This is a genomic window from Enterobacter sp. EC_64 (assembly GCF_019584165.1).
Lineage (GTDB): Bacteria > Pseudomonadota > Gammaproteobacteria > Enterobacterales > Enterobacteriaceae > Enterobacter > Enterobacter roggenkampii.
Window position 1 is genome coordinate 35,723 of sequence record NZ_VDAS01000012.1, and the last position, 22,637, is coordinate 58,359.

General features: G+C 56.7%; 20 protein-coding genes. 7 read left to right on the plus strand and 13 right to left on the minus strand.

What is annotated here, in order from left to right:
- Positions 1-27 precede the first annotated feature (27 nt).
- A complete protein-coding gene (gene gltP / locus FHC52_RS11725; RefSeq protein WP_008503398.1) occupies positions 28-1,341 on the minus strand; it encodes a glutamate/aspartate:proton symporter GltP in 1,314 nt (437 codons plus the stop codon).
- 423 nt (positions 1,342-1,764) lie between these two features.
- Here gltP and acs point away from each other — a divergent pair, with 423 nt between their 5' ends.
- From acs to actP, 3 genes are all read left to right on the plus strand, one after another.
- Positions 1,765-3,723, plus strand: a complete 1,959-nt coding sequence (gene acs / locus FHC52_RS11730) for an acetate--CoA ligase (protein ID WP_126289022.1) — start codon at positions 1,765-1,767, stop codon at positions 3,721-3,723.
- 134 nt (positions 3,724-3,857) lie between these two features.
- The gene (locus tag FHC52_RS11735) at positions 3,858-4,172 is read left to right on the plus strand and encodes a DUF485 domain-containing protein (RefSeq protein WP_008503396.1); all 315 of its coding nucleotides are present in this window, start codon (positions 3,858-3,860) and stop codon (positions 4,170-4,172) included.
- Positions 4,169-5,818, plus strand: coding sequence for a cation/acetate symporter ActP (actP, locus tag FHC52_RS11740; RefSeq protein WP_008503395.1), 1,650 nt, complete (start codon positions 4,169-4,171; stop codon positions 5,816-5,818). The genes FHC52_RS11735 and actP overlap by 4 nt, the downstream gene beginning before the upstream one ends.
- 32 nt (positions 5,819-5,850) lie before the next feature.
- Here actP and FHC52_RS11745 read toward each other — a convergent pair whose 3' ends face one another.
- Together FHC52_RS11745 and FHC52_RS11750 are read right to left on the minus strand one after the other, a co-directional pair.
- Entirely contained in the window at positions 5,851-6,540 is a 690-nt protein-coding gene (locus tag FHC52_RS11745; protein ID WP_008503394.1) for an LrgB family protein, read from the minus strand.
- Positions 6,533-6,943 (minus strand): CidA/LrgA family protein, encoded by a 411-nt coding sequence (locus tag FHC52_RS11750; protein ID WP_021242769.1) that lies wholly within the window; start codon positions 6,941-6,943, stop codon positions 6,533-6,535. The genes FHC52_RS11745 and FHC52_RS11750 overlap by 8 nt, the downstream gene beginning before the upstream one ends.
- Before the next feature lie 102 nt (positions 6,944-7,045).
- Between FHC52_RS11750 and FHC52_RS11755 the strand changes: the two genes are divergently transcribed.
- Positions 7,046-7,933, plus strand: a complete 888-nt coding sequence (locus FHC52_RS11755) for a LysR family transcriptional regulator (protein WP_021242768.1) — start codon at positions 7,046-7,048, stop codon at positions 7,931-7,933.
- A gap of 81 nt (positions 7,934-8,014) precedes the next feature.
- Here the strand turns inward: FHC52_RS11755 and FHC52_RS11760 are convergent, their stop codons facing one another.
- From FHC52_RS11760 to soxR, 4 genes are all read right to left on the minus strand, one after another.
- Positions 8,015-9,661, minus strand: a complete 1,647-nt coding sequence (locus FHC52_RS11760) for a Na+/H+ antiporter (protein ID WP_008503391.1) — start codon at positions 9,659-9,661, stop codon at positions 8,015-8,017.
- 150 nt (positions 9,662-9,811) lie between these two features.
- Entirely contained in the window at positions 9,812-11,161 is a 1,350-nt protein-coding gene (gene ghxP / locus FHC52_RS11765) for a guanine/hypoxanthine transporter GhxP (RefSeq protein ID WP_008503390.1), read from the minus strand.
- 294 nt (positions 11,162-11,455) lie between these two features.
- Positions 11,456-12,127 (minus strand): glutathione S-transferase family protein, encoded by a 672-nt coding sequence (locus FHC52_RS11770; RefSeq protein WP_008503389.1) that lies wholly within the window; start codon positions 12,125-12,127, stop codon positions 11,456-11,458.
- A gap of 362 nt (positions 12,128-12,489) precedes the next feature.
- Positions 12,490-12,948, minus strand: coding sequence for a redox-sensitive transcriptional activator SoxR (soxR, locus tag FHC52_RS11775; RefSeq protein WP_008503388.1), 459 nt, complete (start codon positions 12,946-12,948; stop codon positions 12,490-12,492).
- A gap of 98 nt (positions 12,949-13,046) precedes the next feature.
- Between soxR and soxS the strand changes: the two genes are divergently transcribed.
- A complete protein-coding gene (gene soxS / locus FHC52_RS11780; protein ID WP_008503387.1) occupies positions 13,047-13,373 on the plus strand; it encodes a superoxide response transcriptional regulator SoxS in 327 nt (108 codons plus the stop codon).
- 6 nt (positions 13,374-13,379) lie between these two features.
- Here the strand turns inward: soxS and FHC52_RS11785 are convergent, their stop codons facing one another.
- Positions 13,380-14,945, minus strand: coding sequence for an EAL domain-containing protein (locus FHC52_RS11785; protein ID WP_220420083.1), 1,566 nt, complete (start codon positions 14,943-14,945; stop codon positions 13,380-13,382).
- A 635-nt stretch (positions 14,946-15,580) separates the two neighbouring features.
- On the opposite strand from FHC52_RS11785, the gene FHC52_RS11790 reads away from it, so the two are divergent.
- Entirely contained in the window at positions 15,581-15,862 is a 282-nt protein-coding gene (locus tag FHC52_RS11790; protein ID WP_008503385.1) for a YjcB family protein, read from the plus strand.
- Between the two features lie 62 nt (positions 15,863-15,924).
- Here the strand turns inward: FHC52_RS11790 and ssb1 are convergent, their stop codons facing one another.
- On the minus strand, positions 15,925-16,449 hold the full coding sequence (gene ssb1 / locus FHC52_RS11795; protein ID WP_008503384.1) for a single-stranded DNA-binding protein SSB1: 525 nt from the start codon (positions 16,447-16,449) through the stop codon (positions 15,925-15,927).
- A gap of 251 nt (positions 16,450-16,700) precedes the next feature.
- On the opposite strand from ssb1, the gene uvrA reads away from it, so the two are divergent.
- Positions 16,701-19,523 (plus strand): excinuclease ABC subunit UvrA, encoded by a 2,823-nt coding sequence (uvrA, locus tag FHC52_RS11800; RefSeq protein ID WP_008503383.1) that lies wholly within the window; start codon positions 16,701-16,703, stop codon positions 19,521-19,523.
- Between the two features lie 3 nt (positions 19,524-19,526).
- Here uvrA and FHC52_RS11805 read toward each other — a convergent pair whose 3' ends face one another.
- The 4 genes from FHC52_RS11805 to tyrB all read right to left on the minus strand — a co-directional run bounded on the left by FHC52_RS11805 (position 19,527) and on the right by tyrB (position 22,573).
- Positions 19,527-19,880 (minus strand): MmcQ/YjbR family DNA-binding protein, encoded by a 354-nt coding sequence (locus FHC52_RS11805; RefSeq protein WP_008503382.1) that lies wholly within the window; start codon positions 19,878-19,880, stop codon positions 19,527-19,529.
- 2 nt (positions 19,881-19,882) lie between these two features.
- The gene (locus FHC52_RS11810) at positions 19,883-20,299 is read right to left on the minus strand and encodes a secondary thiamine-phosphate synthase enzyme YjbQ (protein WP_008503381.1); all 417 of its coding nucleotides are present in this window, start codon (positions 20,297-20,299) and stop codon (positions 19,883-19,885) included.
- A gap of 113 nt (positions 20,300-20,412) precedes the next feature.
- Positions 20,413-21,126: an acid phosphatase AphA gene (gene aphA / locus FHC52_RS11815; protein WP_021242762.1), complete on the minus strand. Its 714-nt coding sequence runs from the start codon at positions 21,124-21,126 to the stop codon at positions 20,413-20,415.
- A 253-nt stretch (positions 21,127-21,379) separates the two neighbouring features.
- Complete coding sequence (gene tyrB / locus FHC52_RS11820; protein ID WP_126289017.1) at positions 21,380-22,573, minus strand: aromatic amino acid transaminase; 1,194 nt, start codon at positions 22,571-22,573, stop codon at positions 21,380-21,382.
- Between the last annotated feature and the right edge of the window lie 64 nt (positions 22,574-22,637).

Here is a 22,637-nt window from a genome sequence, read left to right on the forward strand (position 1 = left end):
GGCGAAGCCGCCACCCGGCTTTTTACATCACTGGTCAGCCGTCTTATCAAAACGACCCAGCACCTCGCGTTCATACGCCAGCGCCTTTTTACGGTCGAATTTGTGTTCCCACTTGGCGATAACCAGCACCGCCAGCGCATTACCCACCACGTTCAGCGCCGTACGCGCCATGTCGAGGATACGGTCCACACCCGCGATAAAGGCCAGGCCTTCCAGCGGAATGCCTACGCTGCCCAGCGTCGCCAGCAGTACCACGAACGAAACGCCCGGTACGCCTGCGATACCTTTAGACGTCACCATCAGGGTCAGCACCAGGACGATCTCCTGCCACAGCGACAGGTCAATGCCATACAGCTGCGCAATAAAGATAGCGGCGATACTCTGGTACAGCGTGGAACCATCCAGGTTAAAGGAGTAACCCGTCGGCACCACGAAGCTGGTGATCGACGCTGGCGCGCCGTAGGCTTCCATCTTCTCAATAATACGGGGCAGCACGCTCTCAGAGCTTGCCGTGGAGTAGGCCAGAATCAGCTCATCTTTCAGGATACGAATCAGGATCCAGATGCTCAGCCCACACAGACGCGCCACAATTCCCAGCACCACCAGCGCAAAGAACAGGATGGCAAAGTGCACCAGGAGCACCAGCTTCGCCAGCGGCCAGAGGGAGGCAAAACCGAAGTTCGCCACGGTGACGGCGATAAGCGCAAACACCCCTACCGGCGCGTAACGCATCACCATGTGGGTCACTTTAAACATGGTTTCGGAGATCGAGCGGAACACGGTCACCAGCGGTTCGCGGTGCGTCGCGGGCAGTGAAGAGAGCCCCAGACCAAACAGGACCGAGAAGAAGATAATAGGCAGCATCTCGCCCTTCGCCATCGACGCCACGATGTTGGTCGGCACCAGAGAAAGGATCGTGCCCATCAGGCCGTGTGCATGGCTTTGCACGTCAGCGGTCGTACTTTGGTATTTCGAAATATCCACCGTCGCCAGCTGCGACATATCAATCCCGGAACCCGGCTGGAAAACGTTCGCCAGGGTGATACCGAGAATGATCGCAACCGTAGTGATCACTTCGAAATAGATAATGGTTTTCGCACCAATACGGCCTAACTGCTTCGCATCGCCGACGCCTGCAATACCCACCACCAGCGTCGAGATCACAATCGGTACTACGATCATCTTGATCAGGTGAATAAAGATATCCCCTGCCGGTGAAAGCAGGTTCGCAATCAGCCAGTCGCGGCTGTCGCTGTGATAGTGGAGGTAACTGCCCAGCAGGATGCCCAGCACAAGGGCGATTAAGATCTGCCAGGCCAGGCTGACTTTAACGTTTTTCATAGAAACTGACTTCCTCAATGAAGCGCCTTATTCACTTAAACTGCATGAATATGGGGACATACTGAAAGGGTATGAATTGTGTTGCGTCGATTTATGGGATTTTTTAACGCGGCGTATGAGTATCATTTGCGCGGCCTGTTGCGCAAGCCTTAAAGAACGACGCATTTCACTCGTAAAAGCGTCTGTGACGGGAGTTTCTCCTGATTCTAATAAATAACCTTTTGTTATAAAAAACCTTTTTTAAACATAAATGTGAATAATCGTCAGCATAAATTATTTTCCTTCAAAGTTTCATTCGCTCATTTTTCAACCTGTTCAAACAATGCGTGATCTGTCGCCCAAATAATAAACAAAGCTTGTAAAGCCCCTACTATTAACGTTTTTGCGACATATTATTAACATCTTACAAGGAGAAAAAAAGCCATGAGCCAAATACACAAACATGACATTCCCGCAAACATTGCGGACCGTTGCCTGATCAACCCGGAGCAGTACCACGAGAAATATCAGCAATCTATCACCGCCCCGGACACCTTCTGGGGTGAGCAGGGCCATATCCTTGACTGGATCAAACCTTATCAGAAGGTAAAGAACACCTCCTTTGCGCCCGGTAACGTCTCCATTAAATGGTATGAAGATGGCACGCTGAACCTGGCGGCAAACTGTCTGGACCGTCACCTTGCCGCGCGCGGGAACGAGACGGCGATTATCTGGGAAGGCGATGATGCCTCGCAGAGCAAACACATTACCTATAAAGAACTGCACCGCGACGTGTGCCGCTTTGCCAACGTCCTGCTGGATAAAGGCATTAAAAAAGGCGACGTGGTCGCTATCTATATGCCGATGGTGCCGGAAGCGGCGGTGGCCATGCTGGCCTGTGCGCGTATCGGCGCGATTCATTCCGTTATTTTCGGTGGGTTCTCGCCAGAGGCGGTTGCGGGTCGTATTGTCGATTCAAGCTCAAAACTGGTGATCACCGCCGATGAAGGCGTGCGCGCAGGACGCAGTATCCCCCTGAAAAAAAACGTCGACGAAGCGCTGAAAAACCCGAACGTCAACACGGTCAGCAACGTCATCGTCCTTAAGCGTACCGGCGGCAAAATCGACTGGCACGAGGGGCGCGACCTGTGGTGGAGCGACCTGATTGAAAAGGCGAGCGACCAGCATCAGCCGGAAGAGATGAACGCGGAAGATCCGCTCTTCATTCTTTATACCTCTGGCTCAACCGGCAAACCGAAAGGCGTGCTGCACACCACCGGCGGTTATCTGGTCTACGCGGCCACTACCTTCAAATACGTCTTCGACTACCACCCGGGCGACATCTACTGGTGTACCGCCGACGTGGGCTGGGTCACCGGGCACAGCTACCTGCTGTACGGTCCGCTGGCCTGTGGCGCCACCACGCTGATGTTTGAAGGCGTGCCGAACTGGCCGACCCCGGCGCGCATGTGCCAGGTGGTCGACAAACATCAGGTCAACATTCTCTACACCGCACCAACGGCCATCCGCGCATTAATGGCGGAAGGCGACAAAGCCATCGAAGGCACCGACCGCTCTTCATTGCGCATCCTCGGTTCCGTGGGTGAGCCAATCAACCCGGAAGCCTGGGAGTGGTACTGGAAGAAAATCGGCAACGAGAAATGCCCGGTCATGGACACCTGGTGGCAGACCGAAACCGGCGGCTTTATGATCACCCCGATGCCGGGCGCCACGCAGCTGAAAGCGGGCTCGGCAACCCGTCCGTTCTTCGGCGTACAGCCTGCGCTGGTGGATAACGAAGGCAACCCGCTGGAAGGGGCCACCGAAGGCAACCTGGTGATCACGGACTCGTGGCCGGGTCAGGCGCGTACCCTGTTCGGCGATCACGATCGCTTCGAGCAGACCTACTTCTCGACCTTTAAAAACATGTACTTCAGCGGCGACGGCGCGCGTCGTGATGAAGATGGCTATTACTGGATCACCGGACGCGTGGACGACGTGCTGAACGTCTCCGGCCACCGTCTGGGCACCGCGGAGATTGAATCGGCGCTGGTGTCGCATCCGAAGATTGCCGAAGCCGCCGTTGTCGGCATTCCGCACAACATCAAGGGCCAGGCAATTTACGCTTACGTCACCCTGAACCACGGGGAAGAGCCGTCGCCAGAGCTCTATGCTGAGGTGCGCAACTGGGTGCGTAAAGAGATTGGCCCGCTGGCGACGCCGGACGTGCTGCACTGGACCGACTCGCTGCCGAAAACCCGCTCCGGCAAAATTATGCGTCGTATCTTGCGCAAAATCGCGGCAGGGGACACCAGCAACCTCGGTGATACCTCAACGCTCGCGGATCCTGGTGTGGTGGACAAACTGCTCGAAGAGAAGCAGGCCATCGCAATGCCATCGTAATCTTTTCTCCCTCTCCCCGTGGGAGAGGGCCGAGGTGAGGGCATCAGACCGCACCTTCCTCCCCTCACCCTAACCCTCTCCCCATAGGGGAGAGGGGATAAAAACAAACCAACCTTACCTTTGGAGACTCTGTGATGAATGACCATATTTGTCAGCAGATAGAGAATAGTGCGCACTACAGGGAGCTCGTCGATAAGCGGCAACGGTTTGCCTTCACCCTTTCCATCATCATGCTGATTATCTATGTCGGCTTTATTCTGCTGATCGCCTTTGCGCCGCACTGGCTGGGCACCCCGCTGCACGAGGGCACCAGCGTGACGCGCGGTATTCCCATTGGCATTGGCGTCATCGTGATTTCATTTGTGCTGACCGGCGTTTACGTCTGGCGCGCGAACGGTGAATTCGATCGCCTTAATAAAGCGGTACTGCAAGAGGTAAAAGCATCATGAAGAGAATTCTGACGGCGCTCGCCGCCACGCTTCCCTTTGCCGCCCACGCGGCAGATGCGATTACCGGCGAGGTACAGCGCCAGCCAACCAACTGGCAGGCGATTGTGATGTTCCTGATTTTCGTGGTGCTGACGCTGTACATCACTTACTGGGCGTCGAAACGCGTGCGCTCCCGTAACGATTACTACACCGCAGGCGGCAACATTACCGGCTTCCAGAACGGGCTGGCGATTGCGGGTGACTTTATGTCCGCCGCCTCGTTCCTCGGGATCTCCGCGCTGGTCTACACCTCCGGCTATGACGGCCTGATTTACTCCCTCGGCTTCCTCGTCGGCTGGCCGATCATTCTGTTCCTGATTGCCGAGCGCCTGCGCAATCTGGGCCGCTACACCTTCGCCGACGTGGCCTCGTATCGCCTGAAGCAGGGACCGATTCGCACCCTCTCCGCCTGCGGTTCGCTGGTGGTGGTGGCGCTGTATCTGATTGCGCAGATGGTGGGCGCGGGTAAACTGATCCAACTGCTGTTCGGCCTGAACTACCACATCGCGGTGGTGCTGGTGGGCGTACTGATGGTGATGTACGTGCTGTTCGGCGGCATGCTGGCGACGACCTGGGTGCAGATCATCAAAGCCGTGCTGCTGCTATTCGGCGCCAGCTTTATGGCCTTTATGGTGATGAAGCACGTCGGGTTCAGCTTCAATAACCTGTTTACCGAAGCCATGGCGGTCCACCCGAAAGGGGAAGCCATCATGAGCCCGGGCGGGCTGGTGAAAGACCCGATATCGGCCCTGTCGCTCGGTCTGGGCCTGATGTTTGGTACCGCAGGCTTACCGCACATCCTGATGCGCTTCTTCACCGTGAGCGACGCGCGTGAAGCGCGCAAGAGCGTCTTCTACGCGACCGGCTTCATGGGCTACTTCTATATCCTGACCTTTATCATCGGCTTTGGCGCGATCATGCTGGTGGGGGCGAACCCGGCGTTTAAAGATGCGGCAGGCGCGCTGATTGGCGGTAACAACATGGCGGCGGTGCATCTGGCCGACGCGGTGGGCGGCAACCTGTTCCTCGGCTTTATCTCCGCCGTGGCCTTCGCCACCATTCTTGCGGTGGTTGCGGGTCTGACGCTGGCTGGCGCGTCGGCGGTTTCGCATGACCTCTACGCCAACGTCTTCCGCAAAGGCGCGAGCGAGCGCGATGAGCTGAAGGTTTCTAAAATCACCGTGCTGGTGCTGGGCGTCGTGGCGATCCTGCTGGGCATTCTGTTCGAGAAGCAAAACATCGCCTTTATGGTGGGGCTGGCCTTCTCCATCGCGGCAAGCTGTAACTTCCCGATCATCCTGCTCTCCATGTACTGGTCGAAGCTGACCACCCGTGGCGCGATGATTGGCGGCTGGCTGGGGCTGCTGACGGCGGTGATCCTGATGATTCTGGGCCCGACGATCTGGGTGCAGATCCTCGGTCACGCCAGCGCCATCTTCCCGTATGAATATCCGGCGCTGTTCTCCATTGCCGTGGCGTTTATCGGTATCTGGGTCTTCTCGGCTACCGACAATTCGCCGGAGGGTAACCTGGAGCGCGAGAAATTCCGCGCCCAGTTTATTCGTTCACAAACCGGTCTTGGCGTTGAGCAGGGCCGCGCGCACTAAACCTTTCTCCCCGGCCATTCTGGCCGGGGAGCTTAAAACATCACCCACGCCACCAGCGGCGCAATCAGCACCATCACCACGCCCGACAGCATCATCACCAGGCTCGCGACAACCCCCTCCTGCTGGCCCAGCTCATAGGAACGTGCCGTGCCCGCGCCGTGCGACGCCGCGCCAAACCCCGCGCCTTTGGCCATTCCTTCCCGAATAGAAAGCCGCAGAAAGAGCATATCGCCCACCGCCATCCCAAAGACGCCCGTCACCACCACAAACAGCGCCACCAGGTCCGGCTGTCCGCCGAGGGGTTTCGCCGCCGCGAGCGCAAACGGCGTGGTCACCGAGCGCACGGCCAGGCTGCGCTGAATTTCATCGGGCAGCGTAAACAGTCTCGCCAGCCAGACGGAGCTACAGACCGCGACCACCGTAGCGGTGATCACGCCTGCGCTGAGCGACATCCAGTGGCGCCTGATAATCGCCAGGTTGTCGTAAACGGGCACGGCAAAGGCGATGGTCGCCGGGCCGAGCAGCCACAGCAGCCAGTGGGATTCACCAATATAGTTCTGCCAGGAGATGTGGCCGAAGACCAGCATCAGCACCAGCAGGATCGGCGTGAAGACCAGCGGCATCAGCGGCAGCGCATGAAACCGGCGATACAGCCGCTTGTTGGCAAAGTAGATCGCCAGCGTCGCGATCAGGCACAAGACGCTGATCTGAAAGTTAGTCATGTTTGTGCCTGCTGATTTCAAAGCGATACACTTTATCCACCACCCAGGCGGTCGCTCCCAGCACCATCAGCGTACTCAGCGCGATCACCGCGAAGATGCGCCAGCCGTCCACCATCAACAGCTGCGCATAGTTCACCACCGCCACCACGGCAGGCACGAAGAACAGCAGCATCTCCGCCAGCAGCCAGCGCGCCCCGGCGCGTACCCAGTTAAGGGGGATCACGCGACAGAGGATGAGCGTCAACATTAGCAGCATCCCCACCAGGTTGGCAGGCAGCGGCAGGTGCAGCCAGCCGACAAGATATTCGGCGAAAACAAACAGTCCCGCGTAAAGCAGTACCTGAACCGGGACCTGGAGTCGTTGCACAACGGCAGGCGTAACACGGCTTAACGCCACGGCCATGGGGGTTTTCCTCAAAAATGAGACGAGGCGCCAGTATAGTGAGCGCACGGTATGGACTGAAATGAATTAAAATCATCACAGGTATAGTTTCGAGGAATAATCATGGACATAAGAACGCTGCGCTATTTTGTCGAAGTGGTTCGCCAGCAAAGTTTTACCCGCGCAGCGGAGAAGTTGTTTGTTACCCAGCCCACCATCAGCAAGATGCTGAAAAACCTCGAAGATGAACTGAACTGTACCCTGCTGATCCGCGACGGGCGCAAGCTGCTGCTGACCGACACCGGACGCGTGGTGTTCGAACGCGGGTTGGCCATTCTGGCGGAGTTCCGCCAGCTGGAAGCGGAGCTGGACGATATTAATCATCTGACCAAAGGGGTGCTTCGCCTCGGCATTCCACCGATGGTGGGGATGATGATGGCCGGGCCGATCGGCCTGTTTCGCCAGCGCTATCCTGGCGTAGAGCTGAAGATTTCGGAGTTTGGTGGCTTAACCGTCCAGCAGGCCGTCACTAACGGCGAGCTCGACGTGGCCATGACCGCCCTCCCCGTTGAGGAAGAGAGCGGCCTGGCGACGCTTCCGCTCTTTAGCCACCCGCTGTGCGTGCTGGTTCCCCGCTCCGGCGACTGGCTGAAAAGGGACGCGGTGAAGCCTGAGCTGCTCGGCGAGCACCCTCTGCTGATCTACAACGAAGACTTCGCCTTAAGCCGCCAGCTGATGACGCTGTTTAACCAACATAACGTCAAGCCACGCATTGCGGTGCGCAGCGGTCAGTGGGATTTCCTGGCCGCGATGGTGCAGGCGGGCGTGGGGATTGCCATTCTGCCGCAGCCGATTTGCGAGCGTCTGGATAAAAACACGCTGCGCTGGATCCCGCTGGAGAGCGATCTGCACTGGCAGTTAGGGATGATCTGGCGTGAAGGGGTCTATTTGTCGCAGAGCGCGCAGGCGTGGCTGCAGTGTTGTGAGGGGTTTTGGGTGCGGTCTGAATAGTGCCGGGTGGCGGCTTCGCCTTACCCGGCCTACGGTTCAAATGTAGGCCCGGTAAGCGCAGCGCCACCGGGCAAAAGCACGCTACTGATTCTCTATCAACAGCGCTTCCAGCAGGTCCAGATCGTGCAGTAGCTTTTGCAGCGTCTCGTTGCTGATCTGGCGCGTGGCGCGCAGGTGATACAGTTCGGCACGCTCTGAGCGCAGCGCGGCCAGACGGAACCGGCGTTCCAGATTCTCCTCCTGCAGCGAGCTTTCCACATCGTTACGCCCGTCCGCGCGGCGACGCAGGTTACCAATTACGCGGGAACTCACCTCCGTCAGCAGCTGATTGTCGATGTTCTCTTCCGCATCCGCGGCCAGGCGCTCTTCCATTTTCTGGATGGCGACAATCGCCACTTCGGCGGTGGCCGCACGCGCAATGCGCTCTTCCTTGTGCTGCTGGGTCGAATCGCCAACATCAATATGCTGGAGCAAAATCGGCAGCATAATCACGCCGACGAACAGGGAGAACAGAATCACCCCCGCCGCCAGGAACACCAGTTCGTAACGCGCCGGGAAGACATCGCCCGTCGGCAGCAGCAGCGGAATGGAGAGCACACCGGCGAGGGTTATCGCCCCGCGTACGCCCGCAAAAGAGGCGATCAGCAGCTCACGCGTTGTCCACGAGCCGAACTCCATCGGTTTTTTCTTCAGGAAGCGGACGCTGAAGTTTTTCATCGTCCACAGCCAGCCGAAGCGCACCAGCATCAGCGCCAGGTAGATCAGCACGATGTCGGTAAAGAGCATCCAGACTTCAACGTTCGGATCGGCCTCCGCCGCCACCAGCGAGGATTCCATAATGCCCGGCAGCTGCAGGCCCAACAGCAGGAACACCATGCCGTTAAAGACAAACTCCAGCATCGCCCAGGTGCTGTTGGCACGCAGGCGCATCGCCAGCGGCGCGCGGCGCATCACGCCGGAGCGGGTGATGGTCATCCCTGCCGCGACCGCGGCCAGAATGCCCGACACGCCGATATGTTCGGCAATCAGATAAGAGGCGAACGGCAGCAGGAACAGCAGCACGATCTGCGTCGCGGGTTCATCGCCGCCCCAGCGGCTGAGGAAGCGCAATGAGCGGCCGTACAGCCAGCTCACCACGAAGCCCGCCAGGATACCGCCGATGGCTACCTTAAAGAACTCCAGCGTCGCGCCGCCGACGGTAAAGACCATCGTGCCCATCGCAACGGCCACGGCAAACTTCAGGGCGACCAGGCCGGAGGCGTCATTCATCAGCGCCTCACCCTGTAAAATCCCCATGATTTTCTTCGGAATGCGGCCTTCGCCCACAATGCCGGACAGCGCCACGGCATCGGTTGGCGACAGCACGGCGGCCAGCGCAAAGGCAGGAATTAACGGGATACCCGGTACCGTCCAGTAGATCAGGAAACCAATCCCGACGACGGTGACCACCACCAGCGCAAGCGCCAGGCCGAAGATCTCTCGCCCGTGCTCAAGGAACTCGCGCGTGGGCGTTTTCCAGCCATCGGCAAACAGCAGTGGCGGGATGAACAGCACGAGGAACAGTTCGGGGTCAAATTCCACGTGCAGGCCAAACGTTGGCCACGCCAGCAGCGCGCCGATGGCAATTTGCATTAATGGCAGGGGGACCTGAAAGGGCAGTACGCGTGTAACCACCCCGGATAGCGAGACCACAAGGGTCATGATGAGTATTGTGAAGAAGATTTCCATGCGTTCCCTGTTTGCTGTGTTGCTTATGTACTCCGGAAGGCGTCGTGCCTTTTATTCTATCTTCACCAGAGTAACGCAAAAGGCAACAGGATGAGTCCTGAAAATAAAAACGGGCGGCCTGAGCCACCCGTTTTCGCATCAAAGGACAACTCAGATTGCCCAGCCGCCCGCGTAAAACGCCACCAGCGCAACGGCAATCACAACGGTGCCAACGTTCAGCTTGCGCCATTCACCGGAGACCAGACGACCAATCACCAGCGACGCGAAGCCGATCATAATGCCGGTCACGATGTTACAGGTGAGTACGATGAAGACCGCGGTAATCAGGCCAGACATCGCGTCAACGAAATCCGCAAAGTCGATTTTCGCCACGTTGCTCAGCATCAGCAGGCCAACGTACATCAGCGCTGGCGCGGTCGCGTACGCCGGAACCAGATAGGAGAGCGGGGAGAGGAACAGGATCAGCATGAACAGCACGCCCACGGTGATCGCCGTCAGGCCGGTTTTACCGCCCGCCGCCGTACCCGCTGCGGACTCGATGTACACCGCCGCAGGCGCTGCGCCCACCAGGCCCGAGAAGACGCTGCTCAGGGAGTCCGTAGTCAGCGCTTTGCCGCCGTCAATAATCTGACCGTCTTTATCCAGCAGGTTCGCCTGCCCGGCCACCGCACGAATGGTACCGGTCGCGTCAAACACGGCGGTCATCACCAGCGCCAGCACGCTTGGCAGGATCACCGGGTTCAGCGCGCCAACGATATCGAGGCTGCCAATCAGAGAGTTGCCTTTGTCATCGCTCAGCGACGGCATGGCGAAAATGCCGGAGAAGTGGACGTTCGGATCGAAAATCAGGCCCACAATGGACACGCCGATAATAGTCAGCAGAATGCCGCCCGGGACTTTCAGTTTTTCCAGACCGATAATCACCGCCAGGCCGATCAGTGACATGATCACCGGGAAGCTGGCGAAGTGGCCCAGCGCAACCGGCAGGCCGTCGAGCGGGTTCTTGATAACCAGACCGACGCCATTGGCGGCGATCAGCAGCAGGAACAGGCCGATGCCGATGCCGGTACCGTGCGCCACGCCCTGCGGCAGGTTGCGCAAGATCCAGCTACGGATGCCGGTCGCTGAAATAACGGTAAACAGCACACCCATCAGGAACACGGCGCCAAGCGCAACCGGTACGCTGATGTGCTGGCCCAGCACCAGGCTGAACGCGGTAAACGCGGTCAGGGAGATGGCGCAACCAATTGCCAGCGGCAGGTTCGCCCACAGGCCCATCACGATAGAGCCCACGCCGGCCACAAGGCAGGTCGCCACAAAGACAGCCGCTGGCGGGAAGCCCGCTTTGCCCAGCATACCCGGCACAACGATGACGGAATAAACCATCGCCAGAAACGTTGTCAAACCGGCAACGATTTCCTGGCGCACGGTGCTGCCGCGGGCCGAAATTTTAAACATGGCGTCAAGTGAACCGCCAGTACGCGCAGATGGCGTAGACATAGAAAACATCCCCTGAGAGTTTTTTAGGAAGTCCGTAAGCGAGGTGGAGACGCCACTGCCAGCTAAACGTCAAATCCTTGTGTTGCGTTTGCGACGAAAGGGCGTCACAGAAAAAGCAAACGTTTAGCTCCGCGCTTACAAACGGGTGGTCAAATTAAGGCAAACGATTATCTAGCCTAATCCCCGCCCTTTTCAACTGAACTTTATCGTTTTTCGCTAAAATTCCCTTATGACGCTGAAGAAATAAACAGAGGATGCGCAAACGTTATCGTCTATGCGCAATTTGTTTACATTTCAATCCTCACCCGGAATGGATAACGGTCCCCCTTGTGCCAGGGTTCGTTGCCAGCCGGGGCTGTTTTCAACTTTCGTTTTCCATGCCTGACTATGCGGCAGGTTGTCGATACCGCCGCGCGCCAGCAGGGCAAAGATCGGGAAGCTCATTTGAATGTCGGCCATGCTGAGCGAATCCCCGGCAAACCAGCTATTTTTAGCAAGGTGCGACTCAATAAAGCGCGCATGGGTCTCCAGCTGGCGGTTAAGGTACGCTTTCTGCACCCCCTGCCCAAGCGCTTTGCCCAGGGTTCGGATACCAAACGGCACCGGCGGCTTGCCGAGACTGCTGAAGACCAGCTTCATAAGCAGCAGCGGCATCAGCGATCCTTCCGCGTAGTGCAGCCAGAAGCGATACTGCACCTTATGCGCCGGATCTAAAGGCTTAAGCCGCGACTCGGCATCGTATGTTTCCTGCAGATACTCCAGAATGGCGCCAGACTCCGCGAGGATCAGCCCGTTATCTTCGATGACCGGCGATTTGCCCAACGGATGCACCTTTTTGAGAGCCTCCGGCGCAAGCATGTTCTTTTCGCGCTGATAGTGAACGATCTCATAAGGCAGGCCGAGTTCTTCCAGCGCCCAGATCACGCGGTGCGAGCGCGACTGGTTAAGGTGGTGTACCGTGAGCATGGTTTTCTCCTGTTATTCATACTTTTTAACTATAGAAAATCGAACAACACCGCGAAAAAAATTCGGCTAAAAACCGGTCAGCGACGCTGGCGAAAAAACGGGTCTTGCATAGAATTAAAGTGTCAGCACAATCCGGAACCTCCCCAACCAGCTCGACATGAGGGGTGCTGACGTCGGGGGAAACCCTCCCGTGAACCAGCGGGATAGAGAGAAAGACAAAGACCGGGAAAAACTAAAGCGCCCTTTGTGGCGCTTTAGTTCTTTATTATGCGGGGTTTTGCCGGGTGGCGCTTCGCTTACCCGGCCTACGTTCTCGGTGTTGTAGGCCGGGTAAGGCGCAGCCGCCACCCGGCAAACCGATCTCAATCCTCTTCCAGCAACCGCGCTCCCGTCCCCTGCTCGCCCAGTTTGTCGCCGGGGTTACGCAACGGGCAGTCGCTGCGCGACAGGCAGCCGCAGCCGATACAACCGTCCAGCTCATCACGCAGCGCGACCAGCGTATGGATACGCCTGTCCAGCTCTTCTCGCCACTGGGATGAAAGCTCTTTCCACTCTTTCGGGCTCAGCGTATGCCCTTCCGGCAGCACGCCAAATGCCTCGCCAATGGTAGCCAGGGGAATGCCGATTCGTTGCGCAATTTTGATAATCGCCACGTAGCGGAGCACGTCGCGGGTATAGCGACGCTGGTTGCCGCCGTTGCGGATGCTTTTAATTAACCCTTTGCTTTCATAGAAGTGGAGCGCCGATACCGCAACGCCGCTTCGCTTTGCCACTTCGCCGGGGGTTAACAGCGCTTTAATGCGCGGCAATCTCTTTTCCATAAAACCTCTTTACCTAAAGTTAACTTGAGGAATTATACTCCCCCGCAGAGAAAACGACGAATCAACCGAGAAAGTTGTATCTACAGAGGGGCAACCTTATGTCGCATCAGCAGATTATTCAGACGCTTATTGAATGGATTGACGATCATATCGACCAACCGTTGAACATTGATGTGGTCGCGAAAAAGTCGGGCTATTCGAAATGGTATTTACAGAGAATGTTCCGCACGGTCATGCATCAGACGCTGGGCGAGTACATTCGTCAGCGCAGGCTGCTGCTGGCGGCGCAGGCGCTACGCTCAACGCAGCGGCCGATTTTTGATATCGCGATGGATCTTGGCTATGTGTCGCAACAAACCTTTTCCCGCGTGTTTCGCCGCGAGTTTGACCGCACGCCGAGCGACTATCGCCACCAGTTGAATTAATTACTCTCAGTGCAAAGGTTGCTGCTGCCAGGTCATAAATTCCTGGGGCGGCATCGCTTTCGCGAAGTGCCATCCCTGACAAAACTGGACGCCGCGCTTCAACAGCCAGCTCACCTGCTCTGCCGTCTCGACCCCTTCCGCAATGGTTTTCAGCCGCAGGCTTTGCGCCATCTCGATAATATGCTCGGCGATCAGGTGGCTGGTGCTGTTGGTCGTTAAGGTATCGATAAACGATTTATCGATTTTCAGAATATCGACGTTCAGCGAGTAGAGGTTGTGCAGGCTCGAATAGCCGGTACCGAAATCATCGATCGCCACTTCATACCCCGCCTGACGGAAAGCCTGAATCACCGGCGTGGTTTTAGGCACATCGATAAAACCGCGTTCCGTCACTTCAATTTTGATTTGCTGCGCGCGGACGGCGTAGTGGCGAGCCTTCTCAGAAATCATGGCGATCAGCCGCGAGGAGTGGAAATCCGTGGCCGACAGGTTAATCGAAATATAGAGATGCGGATGCTCGGCCAGGAAATGGCCCAAATCGCTGAACACTTCCTCAACGACGTAATCCGTAATCCGCTCGCTCATCCCCTCATTTTCAGCCAGCGGAATAAACTCAGCCGGGCTCATCACCTGCCCGTTAAAACCCGGCCAGCGTAACAACGCCTCCGCGCCGACACACCGGTTGTTCTTAATATCAATAATCGGTTGATAGTGCACGCAAAGCTGGCGTTTGTTCAGCGCCCGATGCAGTAAACGCCCCGGCGAATTAAGCTCACGATGAGTACGGGACCAGACCAGCAAAATAATAATGCTGCAGATCATGCCCAGCGGCAGCGTTAATGTCGCCTGATGATAAAGCGTTTCATAAAAGCGTTTATTCGATGTCGACACGATGGCCGCAATCGGTCTTTTAGGGGATGTGACGATCGTATAAAAGCGGTTATCTTTTTGAAATACCGATTCCTTATCCCGAATCAGCGAATTTAATAACGAAACGTTGGCTTTCTGACTGACGGAAAAGAAAGCATTGGTTACCGTGTCGTAAACCCCCCACGAGAGAGAATGATCCGCGGACATGACTTCGCTGTATGAAAGTGGATTAACGACCACTACATAATTTCCGCGCTGCATATATGTCATTTTATAGCCAGTATAAAATGGGGTGTCGCGATAATAATAGATAGCGACGTCAGGTTTTCGCGTGTAATTAGCGACGGGTATGGCGTAGGGTTGATCCGGTGTAAAAACGGTCGAACAAAGAAAATTCTGACCTTCAGCGTAAATTAAATCGGCAACAAACAGGCGACCACGAACAACGTTCAACATATATTGACGGTGTCCCGGGGTACAGAGCTCGCCCCGATATTTTTCTGCCTCGTCCCGGGCCAGATCAACCTGTTGTATAACCAGCTCAGTTTTGTCTAAAGCCAGTTCAGCAAATGTCCGTAGCTGGGCGCTTGTTTCAGACACGGCTCTTAGCTGGGCAAACCATAGCGCAAGCATCACCGGCAGCATAACTACCATGATGATCCCTACCACCCTGAGCATCTTGCGCCGCGCGCTACGATTCATTTCCCGCCCTATATCCCTGCATGTTGTACGCCTGTAGTAATGAAGGCCGGATGCTGTGTTAAACAGGTGATTACGTTGCATGAATCATGCGAAGTTAGCAACTGACTTTTCGTATTAAAAATCTTAAATTTCGTTATGACGATAATATTTTCCCGTAAGTGAAACTGTAAGTATTCGTTCCGTTTCAATTAAGGAAAATAATTATCCAGCCCTCGAGGACGGAGGGAAGATAACACAACAGACGATCGTTGATTAAGCCAAACTTCTGGCAGCATGAAAAAAGCGCACCTTTATCATGACGTTTTATGCTATTTACTGTGGGGCATTGTGTGCGTTGATTTATAAATAATCAGTCTTCGCCGCACTATTTTATGATTCGACTGAGCCCCTCTTATAAAAACCGATTTTGAGGTATCACCACTAGCCCGATGGACGTTTCCGGCACGCTGGGGGGCGCCTCCTCGCGTGCCGAAGGCAGGGCCAGCCTGCACACACTCTTTACCTGAGGAATAAAAACCGTTTTTTGATCGCACAGACACTGGCGAATAAATCAACAAATGTGATATAGTTCACACATATTCTGTAACGAGAAACACCGTTTCATTCAGGTCGTCTGTTTTGTAGAGGATGGGTTTATGGCAACCATTACTACCAGCATGGTTCTCCTGCGCTGGCCTTTGTTGAGTGCGGTACTGATGTTTTTGGCCAGCACGCTGAACATTCAGTTTCGTAAATCTGACTACGCGGGTCTCGCTGTCATCAGCACGCTGTTGGGGCTGGGTGCAGCATGTTGGTTTGCAACGGGGCTGCTTGGCATTACCCTGCTGGATATCGCCGCCGTCTGGGAAAATATCAAAGTGGTGATGGTTGAAGCGATGAGCCACACGCCACCAGACTGGCCAATGGTGATTACCTGATCCCTTTATGGAATAAAAAAACCCAGACGATGTCTGGGTTTTTTGTTTGAAGGACGCACAAATCAGAACGGAATGTCGTCGTCGAAATCCATTGGCGGTTCGTTAGACGGCGCCGGAGCAGACTGCTGCTGCGGACGAGACTGCGCGCCGCCGCTGAACTGGTTGCCGCCCTGTGGCTGCTGAGGCTGACCCCAACCGCCCTGCTGCTGGCCGCCACCTGCTGGTGCGCCACCGCCCTGACGGCCACCCAGCATCTGCATGGTGCCGCCGACGTTAACCACGACTTCAGTGGTGTACTTCTCAGCACCGGACTGATCGGTCCATTTGCGGGTACGCAGCTGGCCTTCGATATAGACCTGAGAACCTTTACGCAGATACTCACCGGCCACTTCTGCCAGTTTGCCAAACAGCACAACGCGGTGCCATTCGGTCTGCTCTTTCATCTCACCGGTCGCTTTATCACGCCAGGATTCGGAAGTAGCCAGCGTAATGTTGGCAACTGCGCCACCACTCGGCATGTAGCGTACTTCCGGGTCCTGGCCCAGATTACCGACGAGAATCACCTTGTTTACGCCTCTGCTGGCCATGTTCGTGTCTCCTGAATACGTTTCTTAATAGTGTAAACGCGCGAGTGTACCATTTCCACGCTGCATTTTGATAGCTGCGAGATGGATTCCAGAGTTCTCGTGCGAACATAACATTGTTACACAGTCCGTCAGAAAATGCATTCCAATACTGTATATTAAAACAGGTCAAATTGTGTCATAATTAGCCGTTTCTGACAGCCGTTTGTCCTTCAAACAAACCAGGCAATCCGTGTTCCAACCGGGAAAGGTGAATGGATAAGATCGAAGTTCGGGGCGCCCGCACCCACAATCTCAAGAATATCAACCTCATAATCCCTCGCGACAAACTCATTGTCGTGACCGGGCTTTCGGGGTCTGGCAAATCCTCACTGGCTTTCGACACTCTGTATGCCGAAGGACAGCGTCGTTACGTTGAATCGCTCTCGGCGTACGCGCGTCAGTTCCTGTCGCTGATGGAAAAACCGGATGTCGACCACATTGAAGGGTTGTCTCCTGCTATCTCTATCGAGCAGAAGTCCACGTCGCATAACCCGCGCTCCACGGTCGGTACCATTACTGAAATTCATGACTACCTGCGTCTGCTGTATGCCCGCGTGGGTGAGCCGCGCTGCCCGGACCACGACGTCCCGCTGGCGGCACAGACCGTGAGCCAGATGGTGGATAACGTGCTGTCGCAGCCGGAAGGCAAACGCCTGATGCTGCTGGCGCCAATCATTAAAGAGCGTAAGGGTGAGCACACCAAAACGCTGGAAAACCTGGCAAGCCAGGGCTATATCCGCGCCCGTATTGACGGCGAAGTGTGTGACCTGTCCGACCCGCCCAAGCTAGAACTGCAGAAGAAGCACACCATCGAGGTGGTGATTGACCGCTTTAAGGTGCGTGACGATCTCGCCACGCGTCTCGCAGAATCGTTTGAAACGGCGCTGGAGCTCTCCGGCGGCACGGCCGTGGTTTCCGACATGGACGACCCGCAGGCGGAAGAGCTGCTCTTCTCCGCCAACTTTGCCTGCCCGATTTGCGGCTACAGCATGCGCGAGCTGGAACCGCGCCTGTTCTCGTTTAACAACCCGGCGGGCGCGTGCCCGACCTGTGACGGTCTGGGCGTTCAGCAGTATTTCGACCCGGACCGCGTGATCCAGAATCCGGAGCTGTCGCTGGCGGGTGGCGCCATTCGCGGCTGGGACAAGCGTAACTTCTATTACTTCCAGATGCTGAAGTCGCTGGCGGAGCACTACAAGTTCGACGTGGAAGCGCCGTGGGCCAGCCTGAGCCCGAACGTACACAAAGTGATCCTGTTCGGTTCTGGCAAAGAGAACATCGAGTTCAAGTATATGAACGATCGCGGCGATACCTCCGTGCGTCGCCACCCGTTCGAAGGGGTGCTGCACAATATGGAGCGCCGCTACAAAGAGACCGAATCCAGCGCGGTGCGCGAGGAGCTGGCGAAGTTCATCAGCAACCGCTCCTGCGCCACCTGCGAGGGCACGCGCCTGCGTCGCGAAGCGCGCCACGTGTTTGTGGAAAATACGGCGCTGCCGACCATCTCAGACATGAGCATCGGCCACGCGATGGACTTCTTCAATAACCTGAAGCTGTCCGGCCAGCGCGCCAAAATTGCTGAAAAAGTCTTGAAAGAGATTGGCGATCGCCTGAAGTTCCTGGTGAACGTCGGCCTGAACTACCTGACGCTTTCACGCTCGGCAGAAACGCTCTCCGGCGGTGAAGCCCAGCGTATTCGTCTGGCGAGCCAGATTGGCGCGGGCCTGGTGGGCGTGATGTACGTGCTGGATGAGCCGTCCATCGGCCTGCACCAGCGCGACAACGAGCGCCTGCTCGGCACCCTGGTCCACCTGCGTAACCTCGGCAACACGGTGATTGTGGTGGAGCACGACGAAGACGCGATCCGCGCCGCAGACCACGTGATCGACATCGGCCCTGGCGCTGGCGTGCACGGCGGCCAGGTGGTGGCGGAAGGCACGCTGAAGGACATTATGGCGGTGCCCGAGTCGCTGACCGGCCAGTACATGAGCGGCAAGCGCAAGATTGAAGTACCAAAACAGCGCGTGGCGGCGAACCCGGAAAAAGTGCTGAAGCTGACCGGCGCGCGCGGCAACAACCTGAAAGACGTTACCCTGACGCTGCCGGTGGGCCTGTTTACCTGTATCACCGGCGTGTCCGGTTCCGGTAAATCGACGCTGATCAACGATACGCTGTTCCCGATTGCGCAGACGGCGCTGAACGGCGCGACGCTGGCCGAACCTGCACCGTACCGTGACATTCAGGGGCTGGAGCATTTCGATAAGGTTATCGACATCGACCAGAGCCCGATTGGCCGTACGCCACGCTCTAACCCGGCAACCTATACCGGTGTTTTCACGCCCGTACGTGAACTTTTTGCCGGTGTGCCGGAAGCGCGTTCACGCGGCTACACGCCGGGACGTTTCAGCTTTAACGTGCGCGGCGGTCGCTGTGAAGCGTGCCAGGGCGACGGCGTGATCAAGGTTGAGATGCACTTCCTGCCGGATATCTACGTGCCGTGCGACCAGTGCAAAGGCAAGCGCTATAACCGCGAAACGCTGGAGATTAAATACAAGGGCAAGACCATCCACGAAGTGCTGGATATGACCATCGAAGAGGCGCGCGAGTTCTTTGACGCCGTTCCCGCGCTGGCGCGTAAGCTGCAGACGCTGATGGACGTCGGCCTGACCTACATTCGTCTGGGGCAGTCCGCCACGACGCTGTCCGGCGGTGAAGCGCAGCGCGTGAAGCTGGCGCGCGAGCTGTCAAAACGCGGTACCGGCCAGACGCTGTATATCCTGGATGAGCCGACCACCGGTCTGCACTTTGCCGACATCCAGCAGCTGCTGGACGTGCTGCATCAGCTGCGCGATCAGGGCAACACCATCGTGGTCATCGAACATAACCTGGACGTGATTAAAACCGCGGACTGGATTGTCGATCTTGGCCCGGAAGGCGGCAGCGGCGGCGGTGAAATCCTCGTCTCCGGTACGCCAGAGACCGTTGCAGAGTGCGAAGCCTCGCACACCGCGCGCTTCCTTAAACCGTTGCTGTAATTGTCACACGGAGAGTTGCTGTCGGGTCGTTTCCGGCAGCAGCTCAACCGCCTGCTGATAGGACGCGTCCACCAAGTAGTAAATTTGCGAGCCTGGAATCGATCCATCCAGATAGACGGTGCTCCAGTGCGCCTTATTGAGGTGCTGGCTCGGCCTCACGTCATCATGCTGCTGACGCAGTAAATCCGCCAGTTCAGGGCTGGTTTTCAGCGACGCCGCCGGACGGCCTTCTACCTCTTTCACCATCGCAAACAGCACATCCCCCACCTTAACCTGCGTGGCTTTCCAGTCGCTATGGACGCTCTGCTCCGCGCCGGGCTTGCTCATGCAGTACTGAAGTATCTCCGAAATTGTCATCTTTATTCCCCTTGTAGCGTGGCGATAATTTTACGCGAACCACCGTGAATGCGATGCTCTCCCAGCCAGATCCCCTGCCACGTGCCCAACAGCAGCCGTCCGTTGTGGACCGGCAGCATCAGCGATACGCCCAGCAGGGAAGATTTGATATGCGAAGGCATATCGTCCGCACCCTCATAGTCATGCTCGTAGGGCGCGTTGTCCGGGACGCTCTTCAGAAAATGACGCTCCATGTCAGACCGGACGGTGGGATCGCAATTTTCATTCAGCGTGAGAGAGGCTGACGTGTGCTGAAGCAGCAGATGCAGCAAACCCGTTTTGACCCGCGACAGGTCGCGGAGCTGCCCGATGACTTCATCCGTCACCAGGTGAAAACCGCGTGGTTTAGCGCTTAAGGTCAGGGTCTGTTGATACCACATCTGCTGCTCCGTAATGAAAGATGAATCTTTCTAAGTGTGCAGCAAGAAGGCGAAAGGTAAAACCCGCAGCAGCGAGATTTGATTAAAAAAGAGTCAAACTCGCTGCCAGAGGCTTAATACTCCGAGTTGACGATCACCTCTTCACCAAACTTTCCGGCCATCGGCAGCGGTCGATAGGTCGAGTTAGACGCGCGTAACACCCTGATCCCTCTGGCACCAGCATCCTGCGCGGCGGTAATGTCGTTATCCGAATCGCCATAAAACACTTTGATGTTTTTCTTTTCCAGCCACTGGATTTTGGTGTTTTGCCCCTCTTTGTCACCCGCAAAAATGACCGGATTCATATTGGCAGCCGGGATCTGGAAATCGTCCTGCAGTGTTCTGGAGACGGTTTCCGTTTTGGTCTGGCTACGGCCGGTAACGAAGTAAATGCTGTCACCGCGCTTAACGTGCATAGCAATAAGCGCCCGGGCGACCTCTTTCGGGATGCTGTACTCGTCCCAGCCGTTATTCATTTTTTCCCAGAACTCCGGATTCTTCAGATACGCTTCGCTGTCCGGTGAATACATTTTTTTGCCGCGCCAGAAGCCAGGGCTTGAGAACAGCACGGTATCGTCAATGTCGAAGCCCACGGCCATTGGCGCGCGTCCCATCAGGCTGTTTTCGATTTGGGCCACGGAGACCCAGTGAATGGGCGCCTGTTCGGCAAGCATGGCGGCGGTGGTGCCGGTGTAAAGCGGCGTCGGCGCCGAGGCACGTGCGACGACGGCGCTATTAAGTGAGAACAATAAGCAGGCGGCGCTGAGCGCCAGTGTGATCTTGCGCATATTTTCCCCTGAATATTCAGCTTGTTATCGTTTTATTTTGAGTGAATGGTCAAAAAACTATCCGACCTTAACCCCAGCGGGAGGTGAAGGGAAGGAGTTTTTGCTTATGAAGCGGAATAAAAAGAAGACGATCACAAAGTGTGGATGAGTGATGTAGGCCCGGTAAGGCGCAGGCGCAGCCGCCACCGGGCAAGATTTTCTGCGGCCTGATGCCCTCTCCCACAGGGAGAGGGCGATAAAAAGTAGTGAGTACTTACATCACAGCTGCAAACGCCTGCGCCACGCGGTGAACGTTGCTGGCATTCAGGCCCGCCACGCACATACGGCCGCTGGCGATCAGGTAGACACCGAACTCTTCGCGCAGGCGATCGACCTGCGCCGCGCTCAGTCCGGTATAGCTGAACATCCCGCGCTGCTTGAGCAGATAGTCGAAGTTATGCCCTGGCACAGCCTCTTTCAGGACGTTAACCAGCTCCTGACGCATCGACAGGATGCGCTTACGCATCGCCTCCACTTCGGCAAGCCAGGATGCTTTCAGCGTTTCGTCACCGAGAACCGTCGCCACCACCTGAGCACCAAAGTTTGGCGGGCTGGAGTAGATACGGCGCACCGTCGCTTTCAGCTGGCCCAGCACGCGGCCCGCCGCTTCGGCGTCTTCACACACCACGGACAGGCCACCAACGCGTTCACCGTACAGGGAGAAGATCTTAGAGAAGGAGTTACTCACCAGTACAGGCAGCCCGGCGCTGGCAGCGGCACGGATGGCATAGGCGTCTTCTTCCATACCCGCGCCAAAGCCCTGGTAGGCAATGTCGAGGAACGGGATCAGGTCGCGGGTCTTCAGCACCTCGATCACCGCATCCCACTGGGCATTGGTGAGATCCGCCCCGGTTGGGTTATGGCAGCATGGGTGCAGCAGCACAATACTGCGCGCTGGCAGCGTGTTCAGCTTTTCCAGCAGCGCGTCAACGCGCACGCCGTTCGTTTCGCTGTCGAACCACGGATAGGTCGCCACCTTAAAGCCCGCGCCCTCGAAGATCGCAACGTGGTTTTCCCACGTCGGGTCGCTGACCCACACGCCTGAATCCGGGAAGTATTTTTTCAGGAAGTCTGCACCCACTTTCAGCGCACCCGAGCCGCCCAGCGTCTGGATGGTCGCCACGCGTTTTTGCGCGAGCACAGCGTGATCGGCGCCGAACAGCAGCGGTGCAATGGTGTGGCGATAAGCGTTTAGCCCTTCCATCGGCAGATAAAGAGACGCGCCGTGTGGAACCGCGTTCAGACGCGCTTCGGCTTCGGCAACGGCTTTTAATTGAGGAATAATGCCATCCTCGTTGTAATACAGACCGATGCTGAGGTTCACTTTGTCGCTGCGAGGATCTTCTTTGAAACGCTCCATTAAGGAGAGGATAGGGTCGCCGGCATAGGCGTCAACTTTCTGAAACACGCGATGGTTCTCCGGAATTCGATGAGGCAGGGATTTCAACAATAAACCGGAAGCAGATGAAGGT